At 58.2% G+C, this 22,356-nt stretch carries 24 protein-coding genes; 13 read left to right on the top strand and 11 right to left on the bottom strand.

What is annotated here, in order from left to right:
- Positions 1 to 107: 107 nt before the first annotated feature.
- Positions 108 to 284 carry a hypothetical protein gene (locus AACY49_RS18780; protein WP_258700484.1) on the bottom strand — a complete coding sequence of 59 codons (177 nt, stop codon included), beginning with the start codon at positions 282 to 284 and terminating at the stop codon, positions 108 to 110.
- Positions 285 to 306: 22 nt separating this feature from the next.
- Positions 307 to 609, bottom strand: coding sequence for a DUF1883 domain-containing protein (locus tag AACY49_RS18775; protein WP_007900033.1), 303 nt, complete (start codon positions 607 to 609; stop codon positions 307 to 309).
- Between the two features lie 212 nt (positions 610 to 821).
- On the opposite strand from AACY49_RS18775, the gene AACY49_RS18770 reads away from it, so the two are divergent.
- Both AACY49_RS18770 and AACY49_RS18765 read left to right on the top strand, forming a co-directional pair.
- Complete coding sequence (locus AACY49_RS18770) at positions 822 to 1,178, top strand: hypothetical protein (protein WP_258700485.1); 357 nt, start codon at positions 822 to 824, stop codon at positions 1,176 to 1,178.
- A gap of 72 nt (positions 1,179 to 1,250) precedes the next feature.
- Positions 1,251 to 1,481: a hypothetical protein gene (locus AACY49_RS18765; RefSeq protein ID WP_258700486.1), complete on the top strand. Its 231-nt coding sequence runs from the start codon at positions 1,251 to 1,253 to the stop codon at positions 1,479 to 1,481.
- A 171-nt stretch (positions 1,482 to 1,652) separates the two neighbouring features.
- Here the strand turns inward: AACY49_RS18765 and AACY49_RS18760 are convergent, their stop codons facing one another.
- Together AACY49_RS18760 and AACY49_RS18755 are read right to left on the bottom strand one after the other, a co-directional pair.
- Complete coding sequence (locus AACY49_RS18760) at positions 1,653 to 1,934, bottom strand: hypothetical protein (RefSeq protein ID WP_320394421.1); 282 nt, start codon at positions 1,932 to 1,934, stop codon at positions 1,653 to 1,655.
- A 141-nt stretch (positions 1,935 to 2,075) separates the two neighbouring features.
- Positions 2,076 to 2,264, bottom strand: a complete 189-nt coding sequence (locus AACY49_RS18755; protein WP_033055162.1) for a hypothetical protein — start codon at positions 2,262 to 2,264, stop codon at positions 2,076 to 2,078.
- Between the two features lie 281 nt (positions 2,265 to 2,545).
- Between AACY49_RS18755 and galU the strand changes: the two genes are divergently transcribed.
- Together galU and gorA are read left to right on the top strand one after the other, a co-directional pair.
- Entirely contained in the window at positions 2,546 to 3,385 is an 840-nt protein-coding gene (gene galU / locus AACY49_RS18750; RefSeq protein WP_258700488.1) for a UTP--glucose-1-phosphate uridylyltransferase GalU, read from the top strand.
- A 129-nt stretch (positions 3,386 to 3,514) separates the two neighbouring features.
- Entirely contained in the window at positions 3,515 to 4,873 is a 1,359-nt protein-coding gene (gene gorA / locus AACY49_RS18745; RefSeq protein ID WP_339525645.1) for a glutathione-disulfide reductase, read from the top strand.
- On the opposite strand, the gene AACY49_RS18740 is transcribed toward gorA, so the two are convergent.
- Entirely contained in the window at positions 4,870 to 5,889 is a 1,020-nt protein-coding gene (locus tag AACY49_RS18740) for a DNA-binding protein (RefSeq protein WP_339525643.1), read from the bottom strand. The genes gorA and AACY49_RS18740 overlap by 4 nt on opposite strands.
- Before the next feature lie 178 nt (positions 5,890 to 6,067).
- Here AACY49_RS18740 and AACY49_RS18735 point away from each other — a divergent pair, with 178 nt between their 5' ends.
- The 3 genes from AACY49_RS18735 to ahpF all read left to right on the top strand — a co-directional run bounded on the left by AACY49_RS18735 (position 6,068) and on the right by ahpF (position 9,401).
- Positions 6,068 to 7,006 (top strand): site-specific integrase, encoded by a 939-nt coding sequence (locus AACY49_RS18735; RefSeq protein ID WP_320394424.1) that lies wholly within the window; start codon positions 6,068 to 6,070, stop codon positions 7,004 to 7,006.
- A 138-nt stretch (positions 7,007 to 7,144) separates the two neighbouring features.
- Positions 7,145 to 7,708: an alkyl hydroperoxide reductase subunit C gene (ahpC, locus tag AACY49_RS18730; protein ID WP_095079203.1), complete on the top strand. Its 564-nt coding sequence runs from the start codon at positions 7,145 to 7,147 to the stop codon at positions 7,706 to 7,708.
- 130 nt (positions 7,709 to 7,838) lie between these two features.
- Positions 7,839 to 9,401 (top strand): alkyl hydroperoxide reductase subunit F, encoded by a 1,563-nt coding sequence (ahpF, locus tag AACY49_RS18725; protein WP_258700492.1) that lies wholly within the window; start codon positions 7,839 to 7,841, stop codon positions 9,399 to 9,401.
- A gap of 173 nt (positions 9,402 to 9,574) precedes the next feature.
- On the opposite strand, the gene gloA is transcribed toward ahpF, so the two are convergent.
- Complete coding sequence (gene gloA / locus AACY49_RS18720) at positions 9,575 to 10,096, bottom strand: lactoylglutathione lyase (RefSeq protein WP_258700493.1); 522 nt, start codon at positions 10,094 to 10,096, stop codon at positions 9,575 to 9,577.
- A gap of 134 nt (positions 10,097 to 10,230) precedes the next feature.
- On the opposite strand from gloA, the gene AACY49_RS18715 reads away from it, so the two are divergent.
- Positions 10,231 to 10,755 (top strand): DUF4946 domain-containing protein, encoded by a 525-nt coding sequence (locus tag AACY49_RS18715; RefSeq protein ID WP_339525640.1) that lies wholly within the window; start codon positions 10,231 to 10,233, stop codon positions 10,753 to 10,755.
- 174 nt (positions 10,756 to 10,929) lie between these two features.
- On the opposite strand, the gene AACY49_RS18710 is transcribed toward AACY49_RS18715, so the two are convergent.
- Positions 10,930 to 11,295 (bottom strand): histone-like nucleoid-structuring protein, MvaT/MvaU family, encoded by a 366-nt coding sequence (locus AACY49_RS18710; RefSeq protein WP_258700495.1) that lies wholly within the window; start codon positions 11,293 to 11,295, stop codon positions 10,930 to 10,932.
- Between the two features lie 331 nt (positions 11,296 to 11,626).
- Positions 11,627 to 12,499: a LysR family transcriptional regulator gene (locus tag AACY49_RS18705; protein ID WP_339525637.1), complete on the bottom strand. Its 873-nt coding sequence runs from the start codon at positions 12,497 to 12,499 to the stop codon at positions 11,627 to 11,629.
- A gap of 78 nt (positions 12,500 to 12,577) precedes the next feature.
- On the opposite strand from AACY49_RS18705, the gene AACY49_RS18700 reads away from it, so the two are divergent.
- Both AACY49_RS18700 and hppD read left to right on the top strand, forming a co-directional pair.
- Entirely contained in the window at positions 12,578 to 13,525 is a 948-nt protein-coding gene (locus AACY49_RS18700) for a DMT family transporter (protein ID WP_258700497.1), read from the top strand.
- 244 nt (positions 13,526 to 13,769) lie between these two features.
- On the top strand, positions 13,770 to 14,846 hold the full coding sequence (gene hppD, locus AACY49_RS18695; protein WP_258700498.1) for a 4-hydroxyphenylpyruvate dioxygenase: 1,077 nt from the start codon (positions 13,770 to 13,772) through the stop codon (positions 14,844 to 14,846).
- A 96-nt stretch (positions 14,847 to 14,942) separates the two neighbouring features.
- Here hppD and rarD read toward each other — a convergent pair whose 3' ends face one another.
- Positions 14,943 to 15,821 (bottom strand): EamA family transporter RarD, encoded by an 879-nt coding sequence (gene rarD, locus AACY49_RS18690; protein ID WP_258700499.1) that lies wholly within the window; start codon positions 15,819 to 15,821, stop codon positions 14,943 to 14,945.
- 226 nt (positions 15,822 to 16,047) lie between these two features.
- Positions 16,048 to 17,061, bottom strand: a complete 1,014-nt coding sequence (locus AACY49_RS18685; RefSeq protein WP_258700500.1) for an aldo/keto reductase — start codon at positions 17,059 to 17,061, stop codon at positions 16,048 to 16,050.
- 445 nt (positions 17,062 to 17,506) lie between these two features.
- Here AACY49_RS18685 and AACY49_RS18680 point away from each other — a divergent pair, with 445 nt between their 5' ends.
- Complete coding sequence (locus AACY49_RS18680) at positions 17,507 to 17,866, top strand: DUF6124 family protein (RefSeq protein WP_339525633.1); 360 nt, start codon at positions 17,507 to 17,509, stop codon at positions 17,864 to 17,866.
- 208 nt (positions 17,867 to 18,074) lie between these two features.
- Here the strand turns inward: AACY49_RS18680 and AACY49_RS18675 are convergent, their stop codons facing one another.
- A complete protein-coding gene (locus AACY49_RS18675; protein WP_339525631.1) occupies positions 18,075 to 19,385 on the bottom strand; it encodes an MFS transporter in 1,311 nt (436 codons plus the stop codon).
- Positions 19,386 to 19,554: 169 nt separating this feature from the next.
- Here AACY49_RS18675 and AACY49_RS18670 point away from each other — a divergent pair, with 169 nt between their 5' ends.
- Together AACY49_RS18670 and AACY49_RS18665 are read left to right on the top strand one after the other, a co-directional pair.
- The gene (locus AACY49_RS18670) at positions 19,555 to 20,676 is read left to right on the top strand and encodes a sugar diacid recognition domain-containing protein (protein ID WP_339525629.1); all 1,122 of its coding nucleotides are present in this window, start codon (positions 19,555 to 19,557) and stop codon (positions 20,674 to 20,676) included.
- 287 nt (positions 20,677 to 20,963) lie between these two features.
- Positions 20,964 to 22,106: a glycerate kinase gene (locus AACY49_RS18665; protein WP_339525627.1), complete on the top strand. Its 1,143-nt coding sequence runs from the start codon at positions 20,964 to 20,966 to the stop codon at positions 22,104 to 22,106.
- The last annotated feature ends 250 nt before the right edge of the window (positions 22,107 to 22,356 follow it).

Below are 22,356 nucleotides of genomic sequence, written 5' to 3'. Positions count from 1 at the left end.
AGGTCGAGGCGGCCAGCTTAGTGAGCGCTGCGGGAGTGGGCACTCCGGTGCTTGCGGTCGAATTTCAAGGCTGGGAGCAGACGTCCATGTTGTCGCTCCACAGGGTGTTACAGCGCTTTGCTTACGCTGATTTCACTGATGACGTCTTCTGTCTGGCCATGAATGACGTCCAGTGCTGCCTTGGCTTCTTCTACCGTGCCGTTTTCAAGCTGGGCAAATTCGAAGCGGCGCTCGCCGTTGAGTTTATATTTGATGACGTACTTGGTCGTTTGGGCCACGGTCATTTCTGCCTGTATTCGTGTGGGCTCAGCTCAGTTTCGAGCTGGAGCGGCGGATGATCTTGATCGAGTGCGTCAGGGTCGGTTTGCGGGTCACGCTGATCGGCCGGCGGTTGACCGTGTCGATGGTGATGTTCCAGAAACCGGTGCTCGGCGCGGTGATCCGGGCTGGGAAGGTGTCGAAGGCGCCGCCGTGGTAAGTATGACGACCGCCGTTCTTGAAGCTGCGGAAGTTGGCGTCGTTCATCAAGCGGATGTTGCACATTTGGGAGCACTGGATGACGACGATGTCGTCTTCGTTGAGGTGCTCGCGCTGGTGGATAAATTTCATGAGGCGCCTCCAGAAGGGCTTTTTCTACAAAATCAAAACGATAGCATGGGCGATTGGCGCAGTTTATCAGCCCGAACAGGTTATTATCTGGCTGTCGGGGTTCGCTTTGACAATTAAAAACAGTTATTCGGAATTCTATGAGCGATAAAAGCAATGAGCCTCGGAGAAAAACAGCAGTTGTGCTGTCGGAGGGTCTTTATCGGAGGTTTTGTATGAAGTGGGGTGTTCTGGTCGTGCCGTTGGCATTGGCAGTGGGTGGATGTGCGACGGTCTCGGACATCAATGAGTCGCTGCCTACCATGAGCGTGATTTCAGGCAAGAAGCCCCATGAGTACGCGAAGTGCCTGGAGGAGAAACTGGCCGATAGCCGTGGAGCCCTGCAAGTCGAGCCGCAGAAGGACGGCGTGCGGGTTATCGTGCCGCAGAAGTTTTCCTCGGGGCCGGCAGCGGTGTTTGACATCGAAGACCGCTCCGGCGGCAGCAGCATCAAGCTGCATGAACGCATCTCCAACGTGCCCTTGCGCCCATGGGATGTGCGCAATGCCGCCACCGCGTGCATATCCGGCTGATAAACTACCCCCGGTCAGCATCGATGCCGTCAAAGTCGCGCTTTGACGGCATTGTCATTTCTGGAGTCGAGCATGAAGCGAGAACAGGTGCGGGAGCGCCATGCAGAGGGTCATATCTCTGCCACCCATGTGATTCAGAACCCGGCGAATCCGGGAGAATGGATCGTGTTTTTCAAGAAAAGCGCCGGGCGCAGTTATTTCCTGGTGGATGACAACGATGAAGTCGAGTCCTTTAGCCGCCTCGACGAATTGATCGAGACCGTGCGCGGGCTCGGGATCAAGTTCGCTGAAATCCATATATAGGGCAGGGGGAAGCCCTAATGCCGGTAAGTCAAGATACGGAACCTGTGGGAACGAGCGCGAAGAATGTACCGCGGTTTTTCAGGTATTACGCGTCATCGTTCTTCGCGGGCAAGCCACGCTCCCACAGGATTTGCGTAGCTCAAGTTTCTTGATTTATCGGTATTGGGAACCCTACTTGCAGACCACCACCACGCTGCGGTTTTTGTAATTGCCGACGTCGACGCCCAGGGTCTTGTCGCTTTCCTTGGTCGACGGTGTGCCGTCGGTACCGACAATCCGATAGCCGGTGCCGGCGCAAGAGGCATCGGCTTTTTCGTAGCAGCTTGCCCAGTCGTTGGCCTCCCCGGAACAGTCGATGCTCAGGCCTTGTTCGCCATTTTTCAGGTAAGTCGTTTCGGACGTGGCGCAGCCGCTCAGGGCCAGTACCGCAATCAGTGGCAAAAATCTATTCATGTCGTGGTCGTCGTCAAGTGATGGGGGCTAAACGCTGTGACAGCGGCGGCCGCGAAAGATTATAGCTAATGGCCACTTCGCTGGCGGCAATCACAAAAAAGCCCTGCACAAAGGCAGGGCTGGGGTCATGTCCGGTTCAGCTCAAGACTTGTCCTTGCCGCGACGCTTCGGGGCTGGGTGTTCGAGCTCCAATACGGATGCTACTTCAATCGCCAACGCCTCGGTCGGGAAAGGCCCGGCAATATTCTCGCCGCTTGCACTGTCTACCCACCACTGGCCGTCTTTCGCCTGATTGATCAGGAACCCGTTGACACTTTTTGCTACCGACATCTATCTGCCTCGTTGGCTGGTTCAATCGGGCAATGATAGCGCCAAATGCCCGCAACGGGTGCCGAAGGGCGTAGGGTGGGGCAGATTGTGTTTCGGCTGATGGTCGTGCAAATCTGCCGATCTCTGCTATCTATAAGAGGTTATGCAGATTATCTGCGGAACTATCCATCAGAATATTTCTCTATGATGGCATCGGTTAGCCAGTGCGGGGCATTGTAAGGTGCACGCCGCCTGATTAGACTGCGCCGAAACTCGTACACACAGCCCTTTCAAGGACTTATATGATCAAGAAATGCTTGTTCCCAGCAGCCGGTTACGGTACTCGCTTCCTGCCAGCGACTAAAGCCATGCCCAAAGAAATGCTGCCGGTGGTAAACAAGCCACTGATCCAGTACGGCGTCGAAGAAGCACTGGACGCTGGGTTGACCGAAATCTCCATCGTTACCGGTCGCGGCAAGCGCGCCCTGGAAGACCACTTCGACATCAGCTACGAGCTGGAAAACCAGATCAAGGGCACCGACAAGGAAAAATACCTGGTCGGCATCCGTAAACTGCTCGACGAGTGCTCGTTCTCCTACACTCGCCAGACCGAAATGAAAGGCCTGGGCCACGCGATCCTGACCGGTCGTCCACTGATCGGCGACGAACCCTTCGCCGTGGTGCTGGCGGACGACTTGTGCGTCAACCTGGAAGGCGACGGCGTACTGACCCAGATGGTCAAGCTGTACAAGCAGTACCGCTGCACCATCGTGGCGATTCAGGAAGTTGACCCATCAGAAACCAACAAGTACGGCGTGATCGCCGGCGACCTGATTGGTGATGACCTGTACCGCGTACGCAACATGGTTGAGAAGCCTGCCCCTGAAGATGCGCCGTCGAACCTGGCAATCATTGGCCGTTACATCCTGACACCGGATATCTTCAAGCTGATCGAAGAAACCGAGCCAGGCAAAGGCGGCGAGATCCAGATTACTGACGCCCTGATGAAGCAAGCCAAAGACGGTTGCGTGATTGCCTACAAGTTCAAAGGCAAGCGTTTTGACTGCGGTGGCGCTGAAGGCTACATCGAGGCAACCAACTTCTGCTTCGAGAACTTCTACAAGACGGGTAAGGCTTACTGATAGCGCCTGAGCTGCTTGTACTGAAAAGCCACCTTCGGGTGGCTTTTTCATTTTCCGGTCCCATGTCGTTTGCGATACTTGCCCAAAGGACACCCGCAGGTATGCTGGTGACCTGCCGAGGAGATATAAATGGCCTACGATTTTGACTTGTATGTGATTGGCGCCGGTTCCGGCGGTGTTCGGGCTGCGCGGTTTGCGGCCGGTTTTGGCGCGAAAGTCGCTGTGGCCGAGAGCCGCTACCTGGGCGGTACGTGTGTAAACGTCGGCTGCGTGCCGAAAAAATTGCTGGTCTATGGCGCGCACTTCGCCGAAGACTTCGAGCAATCGCAAGGTTTTGGTTGGACCCCGGGTGAGGCGAAGTTCGACTGGGCGACGCTGATCGCCAACAAGGATCGCGAGATCAATCGCCTGAACGGAATCTATCGCAATTTGCTGGTTAACAGCGGCGTGACCTTGCATGAAGGCCACGCGAAAATCGTCGATCCGCATACCGTCGAGATCGATGGCGAACGCTACACCTCCAAAAACATTCTGATTGCTACCGGCGGCTGGCCGCAGATCCCGGAGATTCCGGGACACGAGCATGCGATCAGTTCCAATCAGGCGTTCTTCCTTAAAGAGCTGCCCAAGCGCGTTCTGGTGGTCGGTGGCGGTTACATTGCGGTGGAGTTTGCCGGGATTTTCCACGGGCTGGGGGCCAAAACCACACTGCTGTATCGCGGTGATCTGTTCCTGCGTGGCTTCGACGGTGCGGTGCGCAAACATTTGCAGGAAGAGTTGACCAAGCGCGGCATGGACCTGCAATTCAATGCTGATATCGAGCGCATCGACAAACAAGCCGATGGCAGCCTGAAGGCCACCCTCAAGGATGGTCGCGAGCTGGAAGCAGATTGTGTGTTCTACGCCACCGGTCGGCGTCCGATGCTCGACAATCTGGGGTTGGAAAACACCGGCGTCAAACTCGACAAGAAAGGTTTTGTCGAGGTCGATGAGCAGTATCAAACCGCAGAGCCATCGATCCTGGCCCTGGGCGATGTGATCGGTCGAGTGCAGCTGACGCCGGTCGCGCTAGCGGAGGGCATGGCTGTAGCCCGGCGCTTGTTCAAGCCCGAGCAATATCGCCTGGTGGATTACAAGATGATCCCGACCGCCGTGTTCAGCTTGCCGAACATCGGCACGGTCGGCCTGACTGAAGAGGAGGCGCGAGAAGCCGGACACGATGTGGTGATCTTCGAAAGCCGATTCCGGCCGATGAAGCTGACCCTGACCGAGTGCCAGGAACGTACCCTGATGAAGCTGGTGGTGGACGCCAAGACCGACAAGGTCTTGGGTTGCCACATGGTCGGCCCGGATGCCGGTGAGATCGTTCAGGGGCTGGCGATTGCCCTGAAGGCGGGCGCGACCAAGCGCGACTTCGACGAAACCATCGGCGTGCATCCGACGGCCGCTGAAGAGTTCGTCACCATGCGCACGCCAGTCGGGGGTTAATCGTCTTTTTGCGGCGTTGATGTGTCTGGCCCTGTCGCAACGACAGCGGCCAGGCGCACGCTTTCATCCAGGCTCGCCTGCAACTTGATCAGTTCAACTTCCAGCGCTTTGTTGATGTGCGACTGTTCGTCGATGTCCTGCTTGAGTGACTGGCTTTCCAGCAAGGCAATGCGCAAGCGTTCCTGGAGGAGGGTGCGTTCACTGTCGATACGGTTGACCTGTTCCAGCAGCTGATCCTGTCGGCTGTTGGTGTGCTTGAGTTGCTCTTGCGACAGGCTCAACTCCCGCAGCGTTCCGCGGTTTTCCGTCAGTAAGCGCTCGTTATCGCGATGCAGCTGGGTGATTTCATCCTGGCGAACCAGTGCGCTTTGCTGCGCTTGGCGCAACTCCATCTGAATCTGCTGTACCTGACCTTCGTGGCGGCGCTGCTCCTGCTCGCGCTGATCTTTGACGGCGTTGCGATAGTGTTCCAGCGCTTCGCGGGCGTGCAGATGCTTTTCTTCCAGCGAGCGGATCTGCTCGTCCTTGTCCTGCAAGCGTAATTCGAAATCCGCCAACGCCTGGTTCAGGCTGGCGTTGCGGGTTTGCTCGGTTTGCAGCATGGAGCGGGTGTCTTGCAACTCCGTCGATTCCTGGGTCAGCGCCAGGCTTTGAATTTCGTATTGCTGCTGCAATTGGGTGTTGGCCTCGCGAGCCTCGTGCAGCTGGGTTTCCAGTTCTTTTCGTTGTTGCTCGAACTGTGCGCGCGCCTGGTCGATGGGCTCTTGCGCCTGCTCTTTCAGGCGTTGCGCCAGCCGCGACACCAGGCCTGCCAGCTCATCGTCAATAGGCTCGGAAGGCGCTTGCGCGGGTTCGGCACCGTCATCGAGCTCCTTCATATAGCGATGGATCGTGGTTTTTGAGCCGGTATTGCCCATCTCGATCCGTACCGCGTCGATGCTCGGGTGTTCGCCCCGGGCAAGGATCGCCGAGCGTGCCGCCTGCACCAGTGCCTTGTTTACGCCGCCACGTGCCATGTGTTCTCCTACGATTTGATACTGTGGTACGTACCACTAATATGCGCAATGTACCACGGAACGAATAAACTTAAAATATCGTGATCCATCATGCGGGATATACTGGTATTACCCCGCGTGATAAACCTGACAGCGGGTTTTCAAACACTCACGCGGTACGTTTTCGAGAACTGAGGCCATGACCGAGCTGGATCGCTACCTGCAAGCCGCCACTCGCGACAACACCCGTCGCAGCTATCGCGCGGCCATCGAACACTTCGAAGTCAGTTGGGGCGGGTTCCTGCCGGCGACCGGCGATAGCGTGGCACGCTATCTCGTGGCTCACGCGGGCGTGCTGTCGATCAATACCTTGAAGTTGCGCTTGTCCGCGCTGGCGCAGTGGCACAACAGCCAGGGATTTGCCGACCCCACCAAGGCGCCTGTGGTGCGCAAAGTGTTCAAGGGTATTCGCGCACTGCACCCGGCCCAGGAAAAACAGGCCGAGCCGTTGCAGCTTCAGCATCTGGAGCAAGTGGTTGCCTGGCTGGAGCAGGAAGCGCAAACCGCCAAGGCGCAGGGCGATCAACCGGGTTTATTGAGGGCCAGGCGCGACACGGCGCTGATCTTGCTGGGCTTTTGGCGCGGTTTCCGTAGCGATGAGTTGTGCCGTGTGCAGATTGAACATGTGCAGGCCAGCACCGGTTCGGGCATCACCCTCTACCTGCCACGCAGCAAGAGCGACCGCGAGAACCTCGGCCAGACATACCAGACGCCGGCCTTGCAGCGCTTGTGTCCGGTGCAGGCCTATATCCAATGGATTACTGAAGCAGCGTTGGTCCGCGGGCCCGTGTTCCGGGCTATCGACCGCTGGGGCCATTTGAGCGAGGAGGGCTTGCACGCCAATAGCGTGATCCCGTTGTTGCGTCAGGCACTGGAGCGCGCCGGCATTGCGGCCGAACACTACACCAGTCACTCCTTGCGTCGTGGCTTTGCCACTTGGGCCCATCAGAGCGGTTGGGATTTGAAGTCGTTGATGAGTTACGTGGGCTGGAAGGATATGAAGTCCGCCATGCGCTATGTTGAAGCCAGCCCGTTTCTCGGGATGACCCGCATCGCTGAAAAGCCGTTGATGCCGTAGATCACATTTTCTTCTATTTATACGCTCTGCTAATAGTGAAAACCAATCAGTAGCATCATGTTTGCCAATGAGCCATCCGTCCGTCGAGTAGGTAAAGTTCACTCCATCAACTTCTTAACCCCTGACGGAGAGTCAACGATGCCTATCATCAACAGCCAAGTTAAACCGTTCAAAGCTACCGCCTACAAAAATGGCGACTTCGTACAAGTGTCGGACGCTGACCTGAAAGGCAAGTGGTCTGTCGTTTTCTTCTACCCGGCTGACTTCACCTTCGTTTGCCCGACCGAACTGGAAGACCTGGCTGACAACTACGCCGAGTTCCAAAAACTGGGCGTCGAAATCTACAGCGTTTCCACCGATACCCACTTTGCCCACGCTGCCTGGCACAACACTTCGCCAGCCATCGGCAAAATCCAGTACACCATGATCGGCGACCCGACTCATGTCATCTCCCGCAACTTCGACGTGCTGATCGAAGAAGCTGGTCTGGCTGACCGTGGCACCTTCGTGATCAACCCGGAAGGCCAGATCAAAATCGTTGAACTCAACGACGGCGGTGTAGGCCGCGACGCTTCCGAGCTGCTGCGCAAAATCAAGGCTGCCCAGTACGTTGCTGCTCACCCAGGCCAGGTTTGCCCAGCCAAGTGGAAAGAAGGCGAGGCCACTCTGGCTCCGTCCCTGGACCTGGTCGGCAAGATCTAAGTCTGTGACGCGCTTTACCAGGGCGGAACTCCGCACCTCTTAAGTAAGCTGCACCGCCCTCAAAAACGCCCGGGCGAGATTCGCTCGGGCGTTTTTTTATGTCTGATCAAAAGAATAGGAAATCGCCCGTATGTTGGACGCCAATCTTAAAGCCCAGTTGAAATCGTACCTGGAACGGGTCACCCAGCCGATCGAGATCGTCGCATCCCTCGACGACGGTGCGAAATCCCAGGAAATGCTCGCGTTACTCAAAGACGTTGCCAGTCTTTCCACCCAGATTACTTTGCTCGACAACGGCGACGATGCGCGTAAACCATCGTTCTCGATCAACCGCCCGGGTGCCGATATCAGCCTGCGTTTCGCCGGCATCCCGATGGGTCACGAATTCACGTCCTTGGTGCTGGCCCTGCTGCAAGTCGGCGGCCATCCATCGAAGGCCAGTATCGAAGTGATCGAACAGATCCGCTCGCTCAAAGGTGAGTTCAACTTCGAGACTTATTTCTCGCTGTCCTGCCAGAACTGCCCGGACGTGGTCCAGGCGTTGAACCTGATGGCCGTGCTGAATCCGAACATCCGTCACGTCGCCATCGACGGCGCGCTGTTCCAGGCTGAAGTCGACGAACGTCAGATCATGGCCGTGCCAAGCGTTTACCTGAACGGTGTGAACTTCGGTCAGGGTCGCATGGGCCTGGAAGAAATCCTCGCCAAGATCGACACCAGCGGCATCGAGCGTCAGGCCGAGAAAATCAGCGCCAAGGAAGCCTTTGACGTGCTGGTCGTCGGCGGTGGCCCGGCCGGTGCTTCGGCGGCGATCTACGCTGCTCGTAAAGGCATTCGCACCGGTGTGGCGGCGGAACGTTTTGGTGGTCAGGTGCTCGACACCATGGCCATCGAGAACTTCATCTCCGTGCAGGAAACCGAAGGGCCGAAACTGGCCGTGGCGCTGGAAGAGCACGTCAAGCAGTACGACGTGGACATCATGAACCTGCAACGCGCCGACAAGCTGGTGCCGGGCAAAAATGGCGAACTGCACGAAATCCATTTCGCCAGCGGCGCCTCCTTGAAAGCCAAGACCGTGATTTTGGCGACCGGTGCCCGGTGGCGTGAAATGAACGTTCCGGGTGAGCAGCAATACCGCAACAAGGGCGTGGCGTACTGCCCGCACTGTGACGGTCCGCTGTTCAAAGGCAAGCGTGTGGCGGTGATTGGTGGCGGTAACTCCGGCGTCGAAGCGGCCATCGACCTGGCCGGGATCGTGTCCCACGTGACCCTGTTGGAGTTCGACGTACAACTGCGCGCCGACGCGGTGTTGCAGCGCAAGTTGCACAGCCTGCCGAACGTTACGGTGATCACCAGTGCGCAAACCACTGAAGTGACAGGCGACGGCCAGAAGGTCAACGGCCTGCGTTACAAGGATCGTCAGTCGGACGAGTTGCGCACGGTCGAGCTGGAAGGGATCTTCGTGCAGATCGGTCTGTTGCCTAACACCGATTGGCTCAAAGGCACTATCGAGCTGTCGCCGCGCGGCGAGATCATCGTCGATGCCCGTGGTGAAACGTCGATGCCCGGCGTGTTCGCGGCGGGTGACGTGACCACCGTGCCATACAAGCAGATCGTGATTGCGGTGGGCGAGGGCGCCAAGGCCTCCCTGAGCGCATTCGATCACTTGATCCGCACTTCGGCACCGGCATGATCCGACGCTGAGAACACAAAACCCCATGAGCGATCATGGGGTTTTTTGTGCTTCACGCATTCCCAACGTGGGAGCGAGCCTGCTCGCGAATGCGGCGTGCCTGACGACTCAGATGTTTAATGTGAGTCCGCCATCGCGAGCAGGCTCGCTCCCGCAGGGATTTGTGGTGAGTTTTACAGTGGTGCAGGCTGAATGATCTCGACCCAGTAACCATCCGGGTCCTTGATAAAGGCCAGGCTCTTCATGCGGCCGTCGTTCAGGCGTTTCTGGAAGTCGCAGCCCAGCGCCTCGAAGCGTTCGCACGCGGCGCGAATATCCGGCACCGAAATGCAGATATGACCGAAACCGCGCGGGTCGGTATTGCCATTGTGGTAGGTGAAATCCGCGTCGTTCTCGGTGCCGTGATTGTGGGTCAGTTCGAGAATGCCGGGGATCGATGACATCCACTCGGTGCGAACTGCGGCATCGGCCGGGATCTGGTTTTTATCGACCAGCGCCAGGAAGTACAGGCTGAACTCGGCTTCCGGGAAATCGCGTTTTTCCACCAGCGAAAAACCCAGGACGCGAGTGTAGAAATCCAGGGATTGGGTGATGTCCTTGACCCGCAGCATGGTGTGGTTGAAGACGAACTTCTGGGTGGCGGTATCGGGTTGGGCGGTCACGCCGGGAAAGGTATTGAGTTCGTGCAGGCTCATGGGCCCTCCGGAAAATAAGTGGGGCTACGCAATGATACGCAAGGGCTCTGGCATCGCCAAACCAAAACCGCACGCTTGCCTGACAGCCGGGCGAGGCTCAGACTTTGCGCCTCAATTCGTGAGTGTTCATTGCAATGATCCGATTCTGTCAATCGATGTTCGTCCTGATGTGTCTGCTTTCAGGTGTTACCGCCGCTCATGCGGAGGCACCGGTCGTGACCTGGCCCAGCGGATGGACCGTCGAGGCCGTTCCGCAAGACGAGGCCAAGCCACAGGTTTCCCGGCAGCGCGCGGTAAAAAATGGTCAGGACGGTACACCGGTAATGGTGATGGAGTTGACCATGACTCAAGTGGAAAGCGGTCACCAGGTGAATCTGGAGGGTGTGTTGCTGGAAATGCGCAAGTCGGTGCAGAAGGATTTTTTCCAGGGGGGATATCAGAGCGTTTGCACCCAAATTCACCCGACTACCTTGAGCCGGCTATCGGCGCTGGAAACTACCTGCACGATTACGCAGAACGGTCGACATGTGCTGTCTCAAACATTGGTCGCTGCGGTGGACGCCGATAAGGCCTATGTTCTTTCCTACGCGGGGCAGGCTGAGGCTTATAAAGCAAGTCAGGACGACATAGAGGCTGCTCGAAACAGCTTGAAACTTTAGTTTGAGGTTTACGTATCCGCAGATTTCAGCACGCTCGGCACTTTTTAGATAGCCAAAGGGATTAAGCAAAAAGTTGGTCGGCATGTAACGAGTTGATCGACGACTATCGTTGCATTTAGACACCACCCATGAAAAAGCCCTGCATTGGCAGGGCTTTGTTATTGCCGTGAGTGCTTAAGCACGCAGCCAGGAATCAACGGTGGCTGCACCGTATTGTTCCTTCCAGGCTTTCAGGCCACGGTGGTTACCGCCCTTGGTTTCAATCAGTTCACCGGTGTGCGGGTTCTGATAAACCTTGACCACACGAGCGCGGCGGGTTTTAGGTGCTGCTGCCTGCTGCAGGCCGGATTTTGCCGGGTTCGGATCGAGGATGGCGATGATGTCACGCAGGCTCTTGCCGTAGGTTTTCATCAGCCCCTGGAGCTTTTCTTCGAATTCGATTTCTTTCTTGAGCCCGGCATCGTTCTTCAGCGATTCCAACTGCTTGAGCTGTTCTTGAAGGGCCTTTTCAGCTGCACGGAATTCAGCGAGTCTGGACAATATCTTTACTCCAATAGTGTGTTTGGCTGATACCAACCGCAAACAAAGCTATAAGCCAAGAGCCTTGAAGCGACTCGGTGATAATGGCTCACCTGCCTATTTTGCACAGGTATGAAAAATTGTAGTAGTTAATCGGCCAAGAGTAAATCCTGACTTTTTCTTCATGTAACAAGAGTAGTCTTTTGATTCAATTTGGTGCTCATCATCATGATCTCGGCGCTTAAAGTGGTTAGTTAATGATCACTTAATGCACTAATCAATTCTGCGCCGGGCATCGGCCGACCGAACAGATAACCTTGCAGGAAGTTCACTCCGTTGCCGTTTATGCCGCTCAGCGATCATTCAGGCTCGAAGCCAGTTTGATAAAGGCCAGCGTTGCAGGTGATGACTGACGCTGATCGAGGACCGCCAGGCCAACCTGGCGACTGATCGGTGGTGACAGCAGTTTTTTCACGTAGCGACTGTCGTTGTCGTCAGGCAATGAGCCTTCGGCGACGACGGTCAGGGCATCGCCACGGCCTACGGTGTCCAGCGTGCTGAGCAACTGCGAGCAACGATAGCGAATGTTCGGCGTCAACCGCGCCGCATTGAATAACCGCGACACCAGTTCCGAAGACCCGGCTTCGGTCAACACGAAAGGGTCGTGGCACAAGTCGCTCAGGCTCAAGCTGTCGCGACCGGCCAGCACATGACCGGCAGGCAGCAACGCGACCATCTGGTCCTCGATCAGTGTAACGGTGTCGAAACGCTCTTGGGGCAACACCACAAAGCCGATGTCGATACGCCGCTCTTCCAGCCACTGGATCACTTGGCGGTCCGGACCTTCGTCGATGTGAACCTCGATGCCAGGGTGGGCGGCGCGGTAATGCTGCAAGATTCTCGGCAGCAGTTTGATCGATGAGGTCGGGCCGAACGAGCCGATGCGCAGGGTGCCGCGCTTCATTCCACGGGCATCGGCCGCTTCCTGGCGCAAGGTGTTGGCCAGCCCGAGCATCGCCCGGGCGCGCAACAATAGCTGCTGGCCGATGTCACTCAGCTCGACCTGGGACTGATGCCGACGCAGCAGTTCGACGCCCAACTCCTGTTCCAGCGACTTGAGCGCGTGGGAGACCGCGGATTGAGAGATTCCCAAACGATGGGCCGCCGCCGTGAAGCCGCGCAGTTCGGCCACCAGCGAAAAAATCTCGAGTTGGGTCAGGGTCATGAGTATTTACTCATTTTACGATGATCAATCATTAGTCAAATGATACGCCATGTGCCCAATTTCTGGTGGTGGAGACTTATGACTACGTGTGAACAGACCCTTTCGAGTCCTTCGGATGTATCGGTTTATCTAAAGCTGGCGGCGGTCACCATGATCTGGGGCGGGACGTTCGTCGCCGGGCGGTTTCTGGCCGACAGCCTCAGTCCGTTGTTGGCGGCGAGCCTGCGGTTCTTGCTGGCGAGCATGGCGTTGCTGCTATTTGTGCTGTTGGCGCGGGTGCCTTTGGTGCGGCCCAGCCCTCGGCAATGGCTGCAATTGGCGCTGCTGGGTTTTTTCGGGATCTTTTTCTACAACCTGTGCTTCTTTTATGGGTTGCATTACATCAACGCGTCACGGGCGTCCTTGATCGTGGCGTTGAACCCGGCAGTGATCGGCCTGGCGTCGTGGTTGTTGTTCAAGGAGCGACTGAGCGGGGCGAAAGTGGCCGGGATCGCGATCTGCATTGCCGGTGCCAGCCTGGTGATTGTCAGCCGCAATCCGCAGCTCTTGGCCGGCAACGCCGATGCCTGGATCGGCGATCTGTTGATCTTCGGCTGTGTGCTCGGCTGGGGCATTTATTCGCTGTTCTCCAAAGAGCTGAACCAAACGCTGGGGCCGGTGCAGACGGTGACGTATTCGATTTTGCTGGGCACGCTGATGCTCTGGGTGACCAGTGCCGTGCGGGGTGAGCTGAGCATCGCGGCGCTCACCGAACTCGGCACGCAACAGTGGTTGAGCCTGATGTACCTGGGCGTGCTGGGTTCGGCGTTGGCCTACATTGGTTATTACGACGGTATCCGCAAAATCGGCGCGACGCGTTCGGGCGTGTTCATCGCCCTGAACCCGCTGACGGCCGTTCTCCTCGGCGCATTGTTGCTGGGTGAGCAACTGACTCTGGCGATGTACCTGGGGGGCGGGCTGATCCTGGCAGGGATTTTTCTGTGCAACAAACCGCTTGCGCAAGCCACGAAAAGGGGGATTTTATAAGAAGGCGGACAAACTGATTTACGCTGTGTAGAATCCAGTTACGCATATAAGAATAATCGTCTTCTGGCAGCAGAAGCCTCGCCCGCAAAAGCCTTGGGTCGACAATGAAGATATTTGGGTTTCAATTGATCTACGGTGACTTCCTCGCCCGCAGCGTACGGGGCATCTCCTGCGCGCCACCCGCCGGTCTCAGCATTGCTAGCAACTAACATTCGTTAATTGATAAAAATGATGAGGCGCCAAAATGGCAGATTTATACGAAAACCCAATGGGCCTGATGGGCTTTGAGTTCATCGAATTCGCATCGCCGACCCCGAACACCCTGGAGCCGATCTTCGAGATCATGGGCTTCACCAAGGTCGCGACCCACCGCTCCAAAGACGTGCACCTGTATCGCCAGGGCGCGATCAACCTGATCCTCAACAACGAACCCCACAGCGTGGCCTCGTACTTCGCGGCCGAGCACGGTCCGTCGGTGTGCGGCATGGCGTTCCGCGTCAAGGATTCGCAAAAGGCCTACAAGCGAGCCCTGGAACTCGGCGCCCAGCCGATCCACATCGAAACCGGCCCGATGGAGCTGCATCTGCCGGCGATCAAAGGCATCGGCGGCGCGCCGCTGTACCTGATCGACCGTTTTGGTGAAGGCAGTTCGATCTACGACATCGACTTCGTGTTCATCGAAGGCGTGGACCGCAACCCGATCGGGGCCGGTCTGAAGATCATCGATCACCTGACCCACAACGTGTATCGCGGTCGCATGGCCTACTGGGCCAACTTCTACGAGAAACTGTTCAACTTCCGTGAAATCCGCTACTTCGATATCAAAGGCGAATACACCGGCCTGACCTCCAAGGCCATGACCGCGCCGGATGGCATGATCCGTATCCCGCTGAACGAAGAATCGTCCAAGGGCGCCGGGCAGATCGAAGAGTTCCTGATGCAGTTCAACGGCGAGGGCATCCAGCACGTGGCGTTCCTCAGCGACGACCTGATCAAGACCTGGGATCACCTGAAAAGCATCGGCATGCGCTTCATGACACCGCCGCCAGACACCTACTACGAAATGCTCGAAGGCCGTTTACCGAACCACGGCGAGCCGGTCGATCAACTGCAAGCGCGGGGCATTTTGCTGGATGGCTCGTCCGAGGCGGGCGACAAGCGTCTGCTGCTACAGATTTTCTCGGAAACCCTGATGGGGCCGGTATTCTTTGAGTTCATCCAGCGTAAAGGCGACGATGGCTTTGGTGAGGGTAACTTCAAGGCACTGTTCGAATCCATCGAGCGTGACCAGGTTCGTCGGGGTGTGCTCTCCACTGACTAAGCTGGTTCAGCTGTAGAAAAGCCCGGTCAGCAGCAATGCTGACCGGGCTTTTTTGGGCTGACGCAAGCCCGCGCACAGGAGGCGTCATCGCTTGGCTTATCGTCGAAGACGCATCAAATGCTTGAACCCTTCAAACACCAACACCACCACCGCCAGCCAGATCGGAATGTAGGTCAGCCATTCGCCGGCCTTGATGCTTTCCCCCAACAGCAATGCAACGCCGAGCAACAGCACGGGTTCGACGTAACTCAACAGCCCGAACAGGCTGAACGGCAGCAGCCGGCTGGCTATGATGTAGACCACCAGTGCTGAAGCGCTGATCACGCCGAGCAGCGGAATCAGCAGCGACAGCCACGGATGTTGGTCGAAGACGCCGAAGCCTTGTTCACCTCCCAGCACGAACCAGAGCGCCACCGGCAGCATCAAGGTCATGTCCAGCCAGAGCCCGCCGAGGTTGTCTGTTGCAAGGTGCTTGCGCAGGATGAAATAGATCGGATAGCCGACCACCACCAGCAAAGTCGCCCAGGAAAAACCGCCGACCTGATACAACTCATTGAGCACGCCGAGACTGGCGAAGAACACGGCTATTGTCTGCAGGTAGGAAAGACGTTCGCCATAGGCGATTCGCCCGGTCAGGACCATGGACAGCGGCAACAGGAAATACCCGAGCGACACATCAAGGCTATAGCCGTTGAGCGGCGCCCACATGAATAGCCAGAGTTGCAGGCCCAGCAGCGTTGCAGAGCCGATCAGGCCGATGATCAATTTCGGCGTGTTGATCAGCCGGCCAAGCAGCTCCACCACACGCTTCCATTCGCCGGACACCACCATGAACACGGTCATGCACGGCGCGGTCAGCAGCATCCGCCAACCGAAGATCTCCACGCCGCTCAAGGGTGAAAGCAGCGAAGTGTAGTAATACATGACGGCAAACAGCATCGAGGCTGTGACCGATAGAGCGATGCCTTTAGACAAACTGCCCTCGCGAGGTTGAACGTGAAACGGGTGCGGAGGATACGTGGTTTTCGAAGCGAATATTGTCCGAACGATCAACACCCAACGAGTGTGGCAGAAGCACAGGCAAGTGGTGGATGCAAAACCGCCATCGCGGGCAAGCCCGCTCCCACAGTTGATCGTGATTGACTGTAGATCTGGCGGGCCACACAAAACCCTGTGGGAGCGGGCTTGCCCGCGATTAATCTCAAGCCGTACGCGGTTTACGACCTGACACAAAGTGGCTGACGTCATTGAACCCCGGCGTCGACGAATGCCCCGGTGTCACCAACGAATCAATAAACGCCTCGTCCTCAGCCGTGATCTTCACTGCCTGCGCCTTGGTGTAGGCGTCCCACTGTTGTTCGGTGCGCGGGCCGACGATGGCCGAGGTGACGGCGCTGTTGTTCAGCACCCAGGCAATGGCGAACTCGACGATGCCCACGCCACGACCCTGGGTGTACTCCTGGATCTGTTGGGCAATGCGCAAGGACTCGACCCGCCATTCGGTTTCCAGAATGCGTTTGTCCTGGCGACCGGCGCGGCTGTTGGCGTCCGGTGTCACATCCGGCGCGTACTTGCCGCTGAGCACACCGCGCGCCAGCGGACTGTAAGGCACCACGCCCAGGCCATAGCTTTGCGCGGCGGTGAGCTGCTCGGTTTCCGCCTGACGGTTGACGATGTTGTACAGCGGCTGGCTGATGACAGGCCTGTCGACACCGAGTTTGTCGGCGATGCGGATGACTTCGGCGATACGCCAGCCACGGTAATTCGACAAACCCCAGTAGCGGATCTTGCCCTGGCGGATCAAATCGCCGATGGCAGACACCGTGACGTCCAGCGGCGTGTCGTGGTCTTCGCGGTGCAGGTAATAGATGTCCAGATAATCGGTGCCCAACCGCGTCAGGCTGGCGTCGATGCCGTTGAACAGGTGCTTGCGGCTCAGGCCGCTACGGTTCGGCACGCCGTCCACCGGGCCGTAGCCGACCTTGGTGGCGAGTACCCATTCGTGGCGGCGGCTGGCGATCGCTTCACCGACGATCTCTTCGGAGCGGCCGTTGGTGTAGACGTCCGCGGTGTCGATGAAGTTGATGCCCTGGTCCCAGGCCTTGTCGATGATTCGCAGGGAGTCTTCGGTGCTGGTCTGTTCGCCGAACATCATGGTGCCCAATGTGAGGGTCGACACCTGTAAACCCGAATGACCCAGCGTGCGATAGCTCATGAGGAAATCCTTTTACCGGTCAGAAAGGCCTAATCAAATACCAGAACCGTGGCCGGGAGCAATCTGAATTATCGGCTCCTACACTGGATAAGTGGCAATAAACAGCAATGTTTAAAAGGCATCGATGGATGCTCTCAGAGGCTACACATTCTTGCGCCGTTGCCTACGACTGCGCCAGAATCCGCCGGCTAGTGCGCCTTGAGCCCGGGCTATATCGTTTCCTTGTCGCTGAAAAACAGCGATCGGGTTTGGTAGCCCGGGTCTCTATTTTCAAAGCACGACCTTTCGCCGAGATTTTTCGTCTCGTCTTTATGGTGGTCATGCGCAGGGCGCCTTCGGGCGCGCCGTTTTCCTGGAGCCCGGTCTACCAACCTGCGTCTGGCCACCACCCTTCGTTTGGTAGCGAGAGTGATGGCTCCTTTTAAGTGCTTTAGGAGTTTCATCTATGTTCAAACCAACGCCAAATCCTCCGGAAACAGACGACGTTTCCCCCTACGAATCCCTCGATTCCAAAAAACTCCACGAAGCCGCCGACCGCGCCCTCGACCACTACCTCAAACCCCCAACTCCCAAAGACACCCAGCGCAAACCCAGCACCATTTACCATGTGGGTGCGAAGGTCGATAACGAAACCCTGCTGGTCAACGCCTGCGAATCCCTGGCGTCAGCGAGCGTGATGCTCAGTGAGTTCGCCGGATTGATGGACATGCCACATCGCAACATGATGCTGGGGATTCAGCAGGTGGTGATGCTTGGTGAGTTGGCGGTCAACCGGGTGCTGGATAACCTCGATCCTCAGAACTGAGCGATCCACTGTGGCGAGGGTGCTTGCTCCCGCTCGGCTGCGCAGCAGTCGTAAAACCAGCGAATGCGGTTTATCTGATGCATCTGGGTTGAATGGTTTTGGGGTCGCTTCGCAACCCAGCGGGAGCAAGCTCCCTCGCCACAAAAGCATTTGCATATGCCCGAAATGAGAAACGGCCCGAAAGGGCCGTTTTTGTTTTTGCTGAACCTTAAACCCGCAACGTCCGCGTCATCCGCAACGCCAGCAAACTCCCGCAAACAATCACACCCGCCAGCAGATACAACGCCGCATCGGTCGAACCGGTGCTGTCCTTGACCCAACCCACCAGATACGGGCTAAGGAAACCTGCCATCTGCCCCATGGAGTTAATCAACGCCAACCCACCGGCAGCCGCACCGGCGCTGAGCAGCGCCGTCGGCACCGGCCAGAACATCGGCAAACCGGTGAGGGCGCCCATGGTGGCGAGTGTCAGCCCGAGGATGGCGATGGCCGGGTTGGCGGCGAAGTTCACCGCGATCAGCAGACCGACTGCGCCCATCAGCATCGGCACCACCAAATGCCAGCGACGCTCTTTGCGCAGGTCCGCCGAGCGGCCCACCATCAACATGAACACCGCCGCCAGCAAATACGGAATCGCGCTGAGCCAACCAATCACTAGGTTATCGCTGAAACCCAGGTTCTTGATGATCGACGGCAACCAGAAGTTGATCGCATAGACACCGCTCTGGATGCAGAAATAAATCAGGCCGAAGGCCCAGATCGCCGGGTTCTTGAACACCGCGCGCAGGGAGTCGGTGGTGGTTTTCGGTTTGCTGGCCAGGTCTTCTGCGTGATCGGCCTCAAGCACCGAACGCTCGTAAGGGGTCAGCCACTTGGCGTTGGCGTAACTGTCGCTGAGCAGGAAGTAGGCGAGGGCGCCGAGAATAACCGTTGGAATGCCTTGCAGCAGGAACATCCACTGCCAGCCGGCCAAACCTGCCTGGCCGGCGCCGAAGTGGTTGAGGATCCAGCCGGAAAACGGGCTGCCGAGCAGGCCGGACACCGGGATCGCCGACATGAACAGCGCCATGATGCGGCCACGGCGGAACGTCGGGAACCACTGCGAAAGGTAGAGCACCACGCCGGGGAAGAACCCGGCTTCGGCGGCACCGGTGAAAAGGCGCAGGGTGTAGAACTCGGTGGGTGTGGTGACGAACAGCAGGCAAGTAGAGAGCATGCCCCAAGTGATCATCATCAGCGCGATCCAGCGTCGCGGGCCGAATCGGGTCAGGGCCAGGTTGCTCGGTACGCCGCACAGTACGTAGCCGATGAAGAAGATTCCGGCGCCTAGGCCGTACACGGTTTCGCTGAATTTCAGCGCGTCGAGCATCTGCAGTTTGGCAAGCCCGACGTTCACCCGGTCGAGGTAGTTGAACAGGTAGCAGATGAAGATGAAGGGAATCAAACGCAGGGTAATGCGTTTGTAGACGGCGTTCTTGTCGTCAGCGTTGGCCAGGGTAGCTGTGGCGCTCTGTGACATGGCGGGCTCTCTCTTTATTATGATTTTTTGCGATGCGAGGGTAACGTTGATCGCCCAGTGAGTCTCGGCCACCCCTTGGGTGGTTGTCTTTGTGCCTGAGCACAGGGTTTGCGACCAAGGCCTGTGCGGGTGAACAACCCGCTCCATCACGTTTTCAAGGACCCGCGCTATGTTCGAACTCGATCACGACCTGGCCCAGGACATCGTCGACCGGGCGATGGCCATCCTGCCGTACAACGTCAATGTCATGGACAGTCAGGGGTTGATTCTCGGCAGCGGCGAGCCGGAGCGTATCAACACCCGCCATGAAGGCGCGCAACTGGTGCTGGCCAACGGGCGCGTGGTGGAGATCGACGCGCAAACCGCGATTCACCTCAAAGGCGTGCAGCCGGGGATCAACCTGCCGCTGTTACTCGATCAGCGTTTGATTGGTGTGCTGGGTCTCACCGGCGAACCCGAGCAATTGCGCACCTACGCCGAACTGGTGCGCATGACTGCCGAGATGTTGGTGGGCCAACGCAATCAACAGGCCGAGCAGCAATGGCGGCGCCAGCGTTGCGACGATCTGCTGGCGCTGCTGCTCAGCGAAGCGGGGGATTCGCCGCGGTTGCTGGACGAAGCGCAGCAACTGGGGCTCAAACCGCAGTTGACGCGGGTGCCCTACCTGTTCGAGTTGGGCCTGGAACACGGCCCGGGCCAGACCGTCGAAGCGCTCAGCGCCTGGTTGATGTCGCGCTACCCGGACAGTTGGTGCGTGAGCTCGGCCAAATCTTCGTTGCTCTGGTGCCGTCCGGCCACGCCTGCGGTCGAGAACGAGCGGCTGCTGGAGAAACTCGATGGCCTGGGCTGGAACATCTTACGCATCGCCGTGGGCGGGCAGGCTGATGGATTGTCGGGGTTGCGCCGCTGCTATCGGCGGGTCGGTGATTTGCTGGCCTACGGGCGTGATGTGTTGCCGCACTCGCGTTTGCTGACCCTGAACCGTTATCGGTTGCCAGTGATGCTCTGGCGGCACCGCAACGACGATGCGCTGGATGAACTGCTGCGGCCGCTGCGCAAAGTCATCGCCAAGGATGGTAACGGCCAACTGCTGGCGACCCTGCGCAGTTGGTGCGAGCACGACGGTCAGAGCCAGGCCTGTGCCGATGCCCTGGGCATCCACCGCAACAGCTTGCGTTATCGCATGGAGCGGATTGCCGAGCTCAGCGGCGTTGATCCGCTGAAGCTGGACGGGATGCTCGCGCTGTACCTCGGCGTCCAGCTCCTGCCCCAGGCAGACGCCAACCCATGAATCACACAATTCCCTGTGGGAGCGGCGGTGCGGCGATCCGACTTGCCCGCGAAGAAGCCATCACGTCCAACATGCATGGTGACTGACACACCGTCATCGCGGGCAAGTCGGATCGCCGCACCGCCGCTCCCACAATGATTTGTGGTGGTGCACAGATTTGTGAACGACGCTGCATCCGCAGGGTTTTGTGGAAATGAACAATAATCCTCATGGCCGCTTGTGCAACGGACCGGCGTTATTGTTCATGGCGGCTGGCAGCATGGATGCATTGGAACTGGAGAACTCGCATGAAAATCGTCATCGCCCCCGATTCGTTCAAGGACAGCCTGAGTGCCCAAGGTGTGGCCGAGGCCATTGCGTTGGGATTGGCGCAAGTCTGGCCGGACGCGCAATTGCTCAAGTGCCCGATGGCTGACGGTGGGGAAGGCACGGTCGAGTCGATTCTGGCCGCGTGCGACGGAGAACTGCGCCGCACCCGTGTTCGCGGGCCATTGGGTGCAACGGTCGATGCCGCTTGGGGCTGGTTGCCACACAGCCACACCGCGATCATCGAAATGGCCGAGGCCAGTGGTCTGCAATTGGTCCCGCCTAACCTGCGCGATGCGTGCACCAGCAGTACCTTCGGCACCGGTGAATTGATCCGCGCCGCGCTGGATGCAGGGGCGCAACGGGTGATTCTGGCGATTGGTGGCAGCGCCACCAACGATGGCGGCGCCGGGGCAATGCAGGCCCTGGGTGTGAAACTGCTGGACGCTCAAGGCCAAGCCCTGGCGCCGGGCGGTCTGGCCCTGGCGCAACTGGCCCGTCTCGATCCGAGCGACATCGACCCGCGTCTGGCCAAGGTGCGCTTCGACATCGCCGCCGACGTCGATAATCCGTTGTGCGGCCCTCACGGCGCGTCCGCGATTTTCGGCCCGCAGAAAGGTGCGTCGCCCGAGCAAGTCCTGCAACTGGACCACGCTCTCGGGCATTTTGCCGAGCTCTGCGCGCAAGCCCTGGGCAACGACGTGCGCGATGAACCGGGCAGCGGCGCGGCGGGTGGCTTGGGGTTTGCGGCGAAGGCGTTTCTCGACGCGCAATTCCAGGCCGGTGTGGAAGTGGTCGCCGAACTGGTGGGGTTGGCCGAAGCGGTCAAAGGCGCCGACCTGGTGATCACCGGCGAAGGTCGTTTCGATGCCCAAACGTTGCGCGGCAAAACGCCGTTTGGCGTGGCGCGCATTGCACGCCAGCACGGTGTGCCCGTCATTGTCATCGCCGGCACCTTGGGCGAGGGCTATCAGGCCCTGTACGAGCATGGCATCGATGCGGCCTTTGCATTGGCGAGCGGGCCGATGACATTGGAGCAGGCCTGCGCCGAGGCACCGCGTTTGTTGCGTGATCGCGCCAGTGACATCGCACGGGTTTGGCGGGTGGCTACCCGAAGCAATTGAACACCGCAGCCCTTGTGGGAGCGAGCAGGCTCGCTCCCACAAGGGCTGCATCTCGCGTGGCATGTGTTTCACCGCTGAAACACTTCTGTTCCCCATGGAAAATATTTCTCCAGCCCTCTGCAAAAAACCTCAACTGCGGCCGATACAACGAATAGGCGTACACACACCTATTACAACAGTGGCGCCAAACTGAAAGGCACGCGCCATCGCCCGCCCGACAGTGATCACGGCAAGGATGCTCGCCGCTTCA

It is taken from the genome of Pseudomonas sp. EL_65y_Pfl2_R96 (assembly GCF_963970905.1).
Classification (GTDB): Bacteria; Pseudomonadota; Gammaproteobacteria; order Pseudomonadales; family Pseudomonadaceae; genus Aquipseudomonas.
This window is presented reverse-complemented; position numbering and strand designations above follow the sequence as displayed.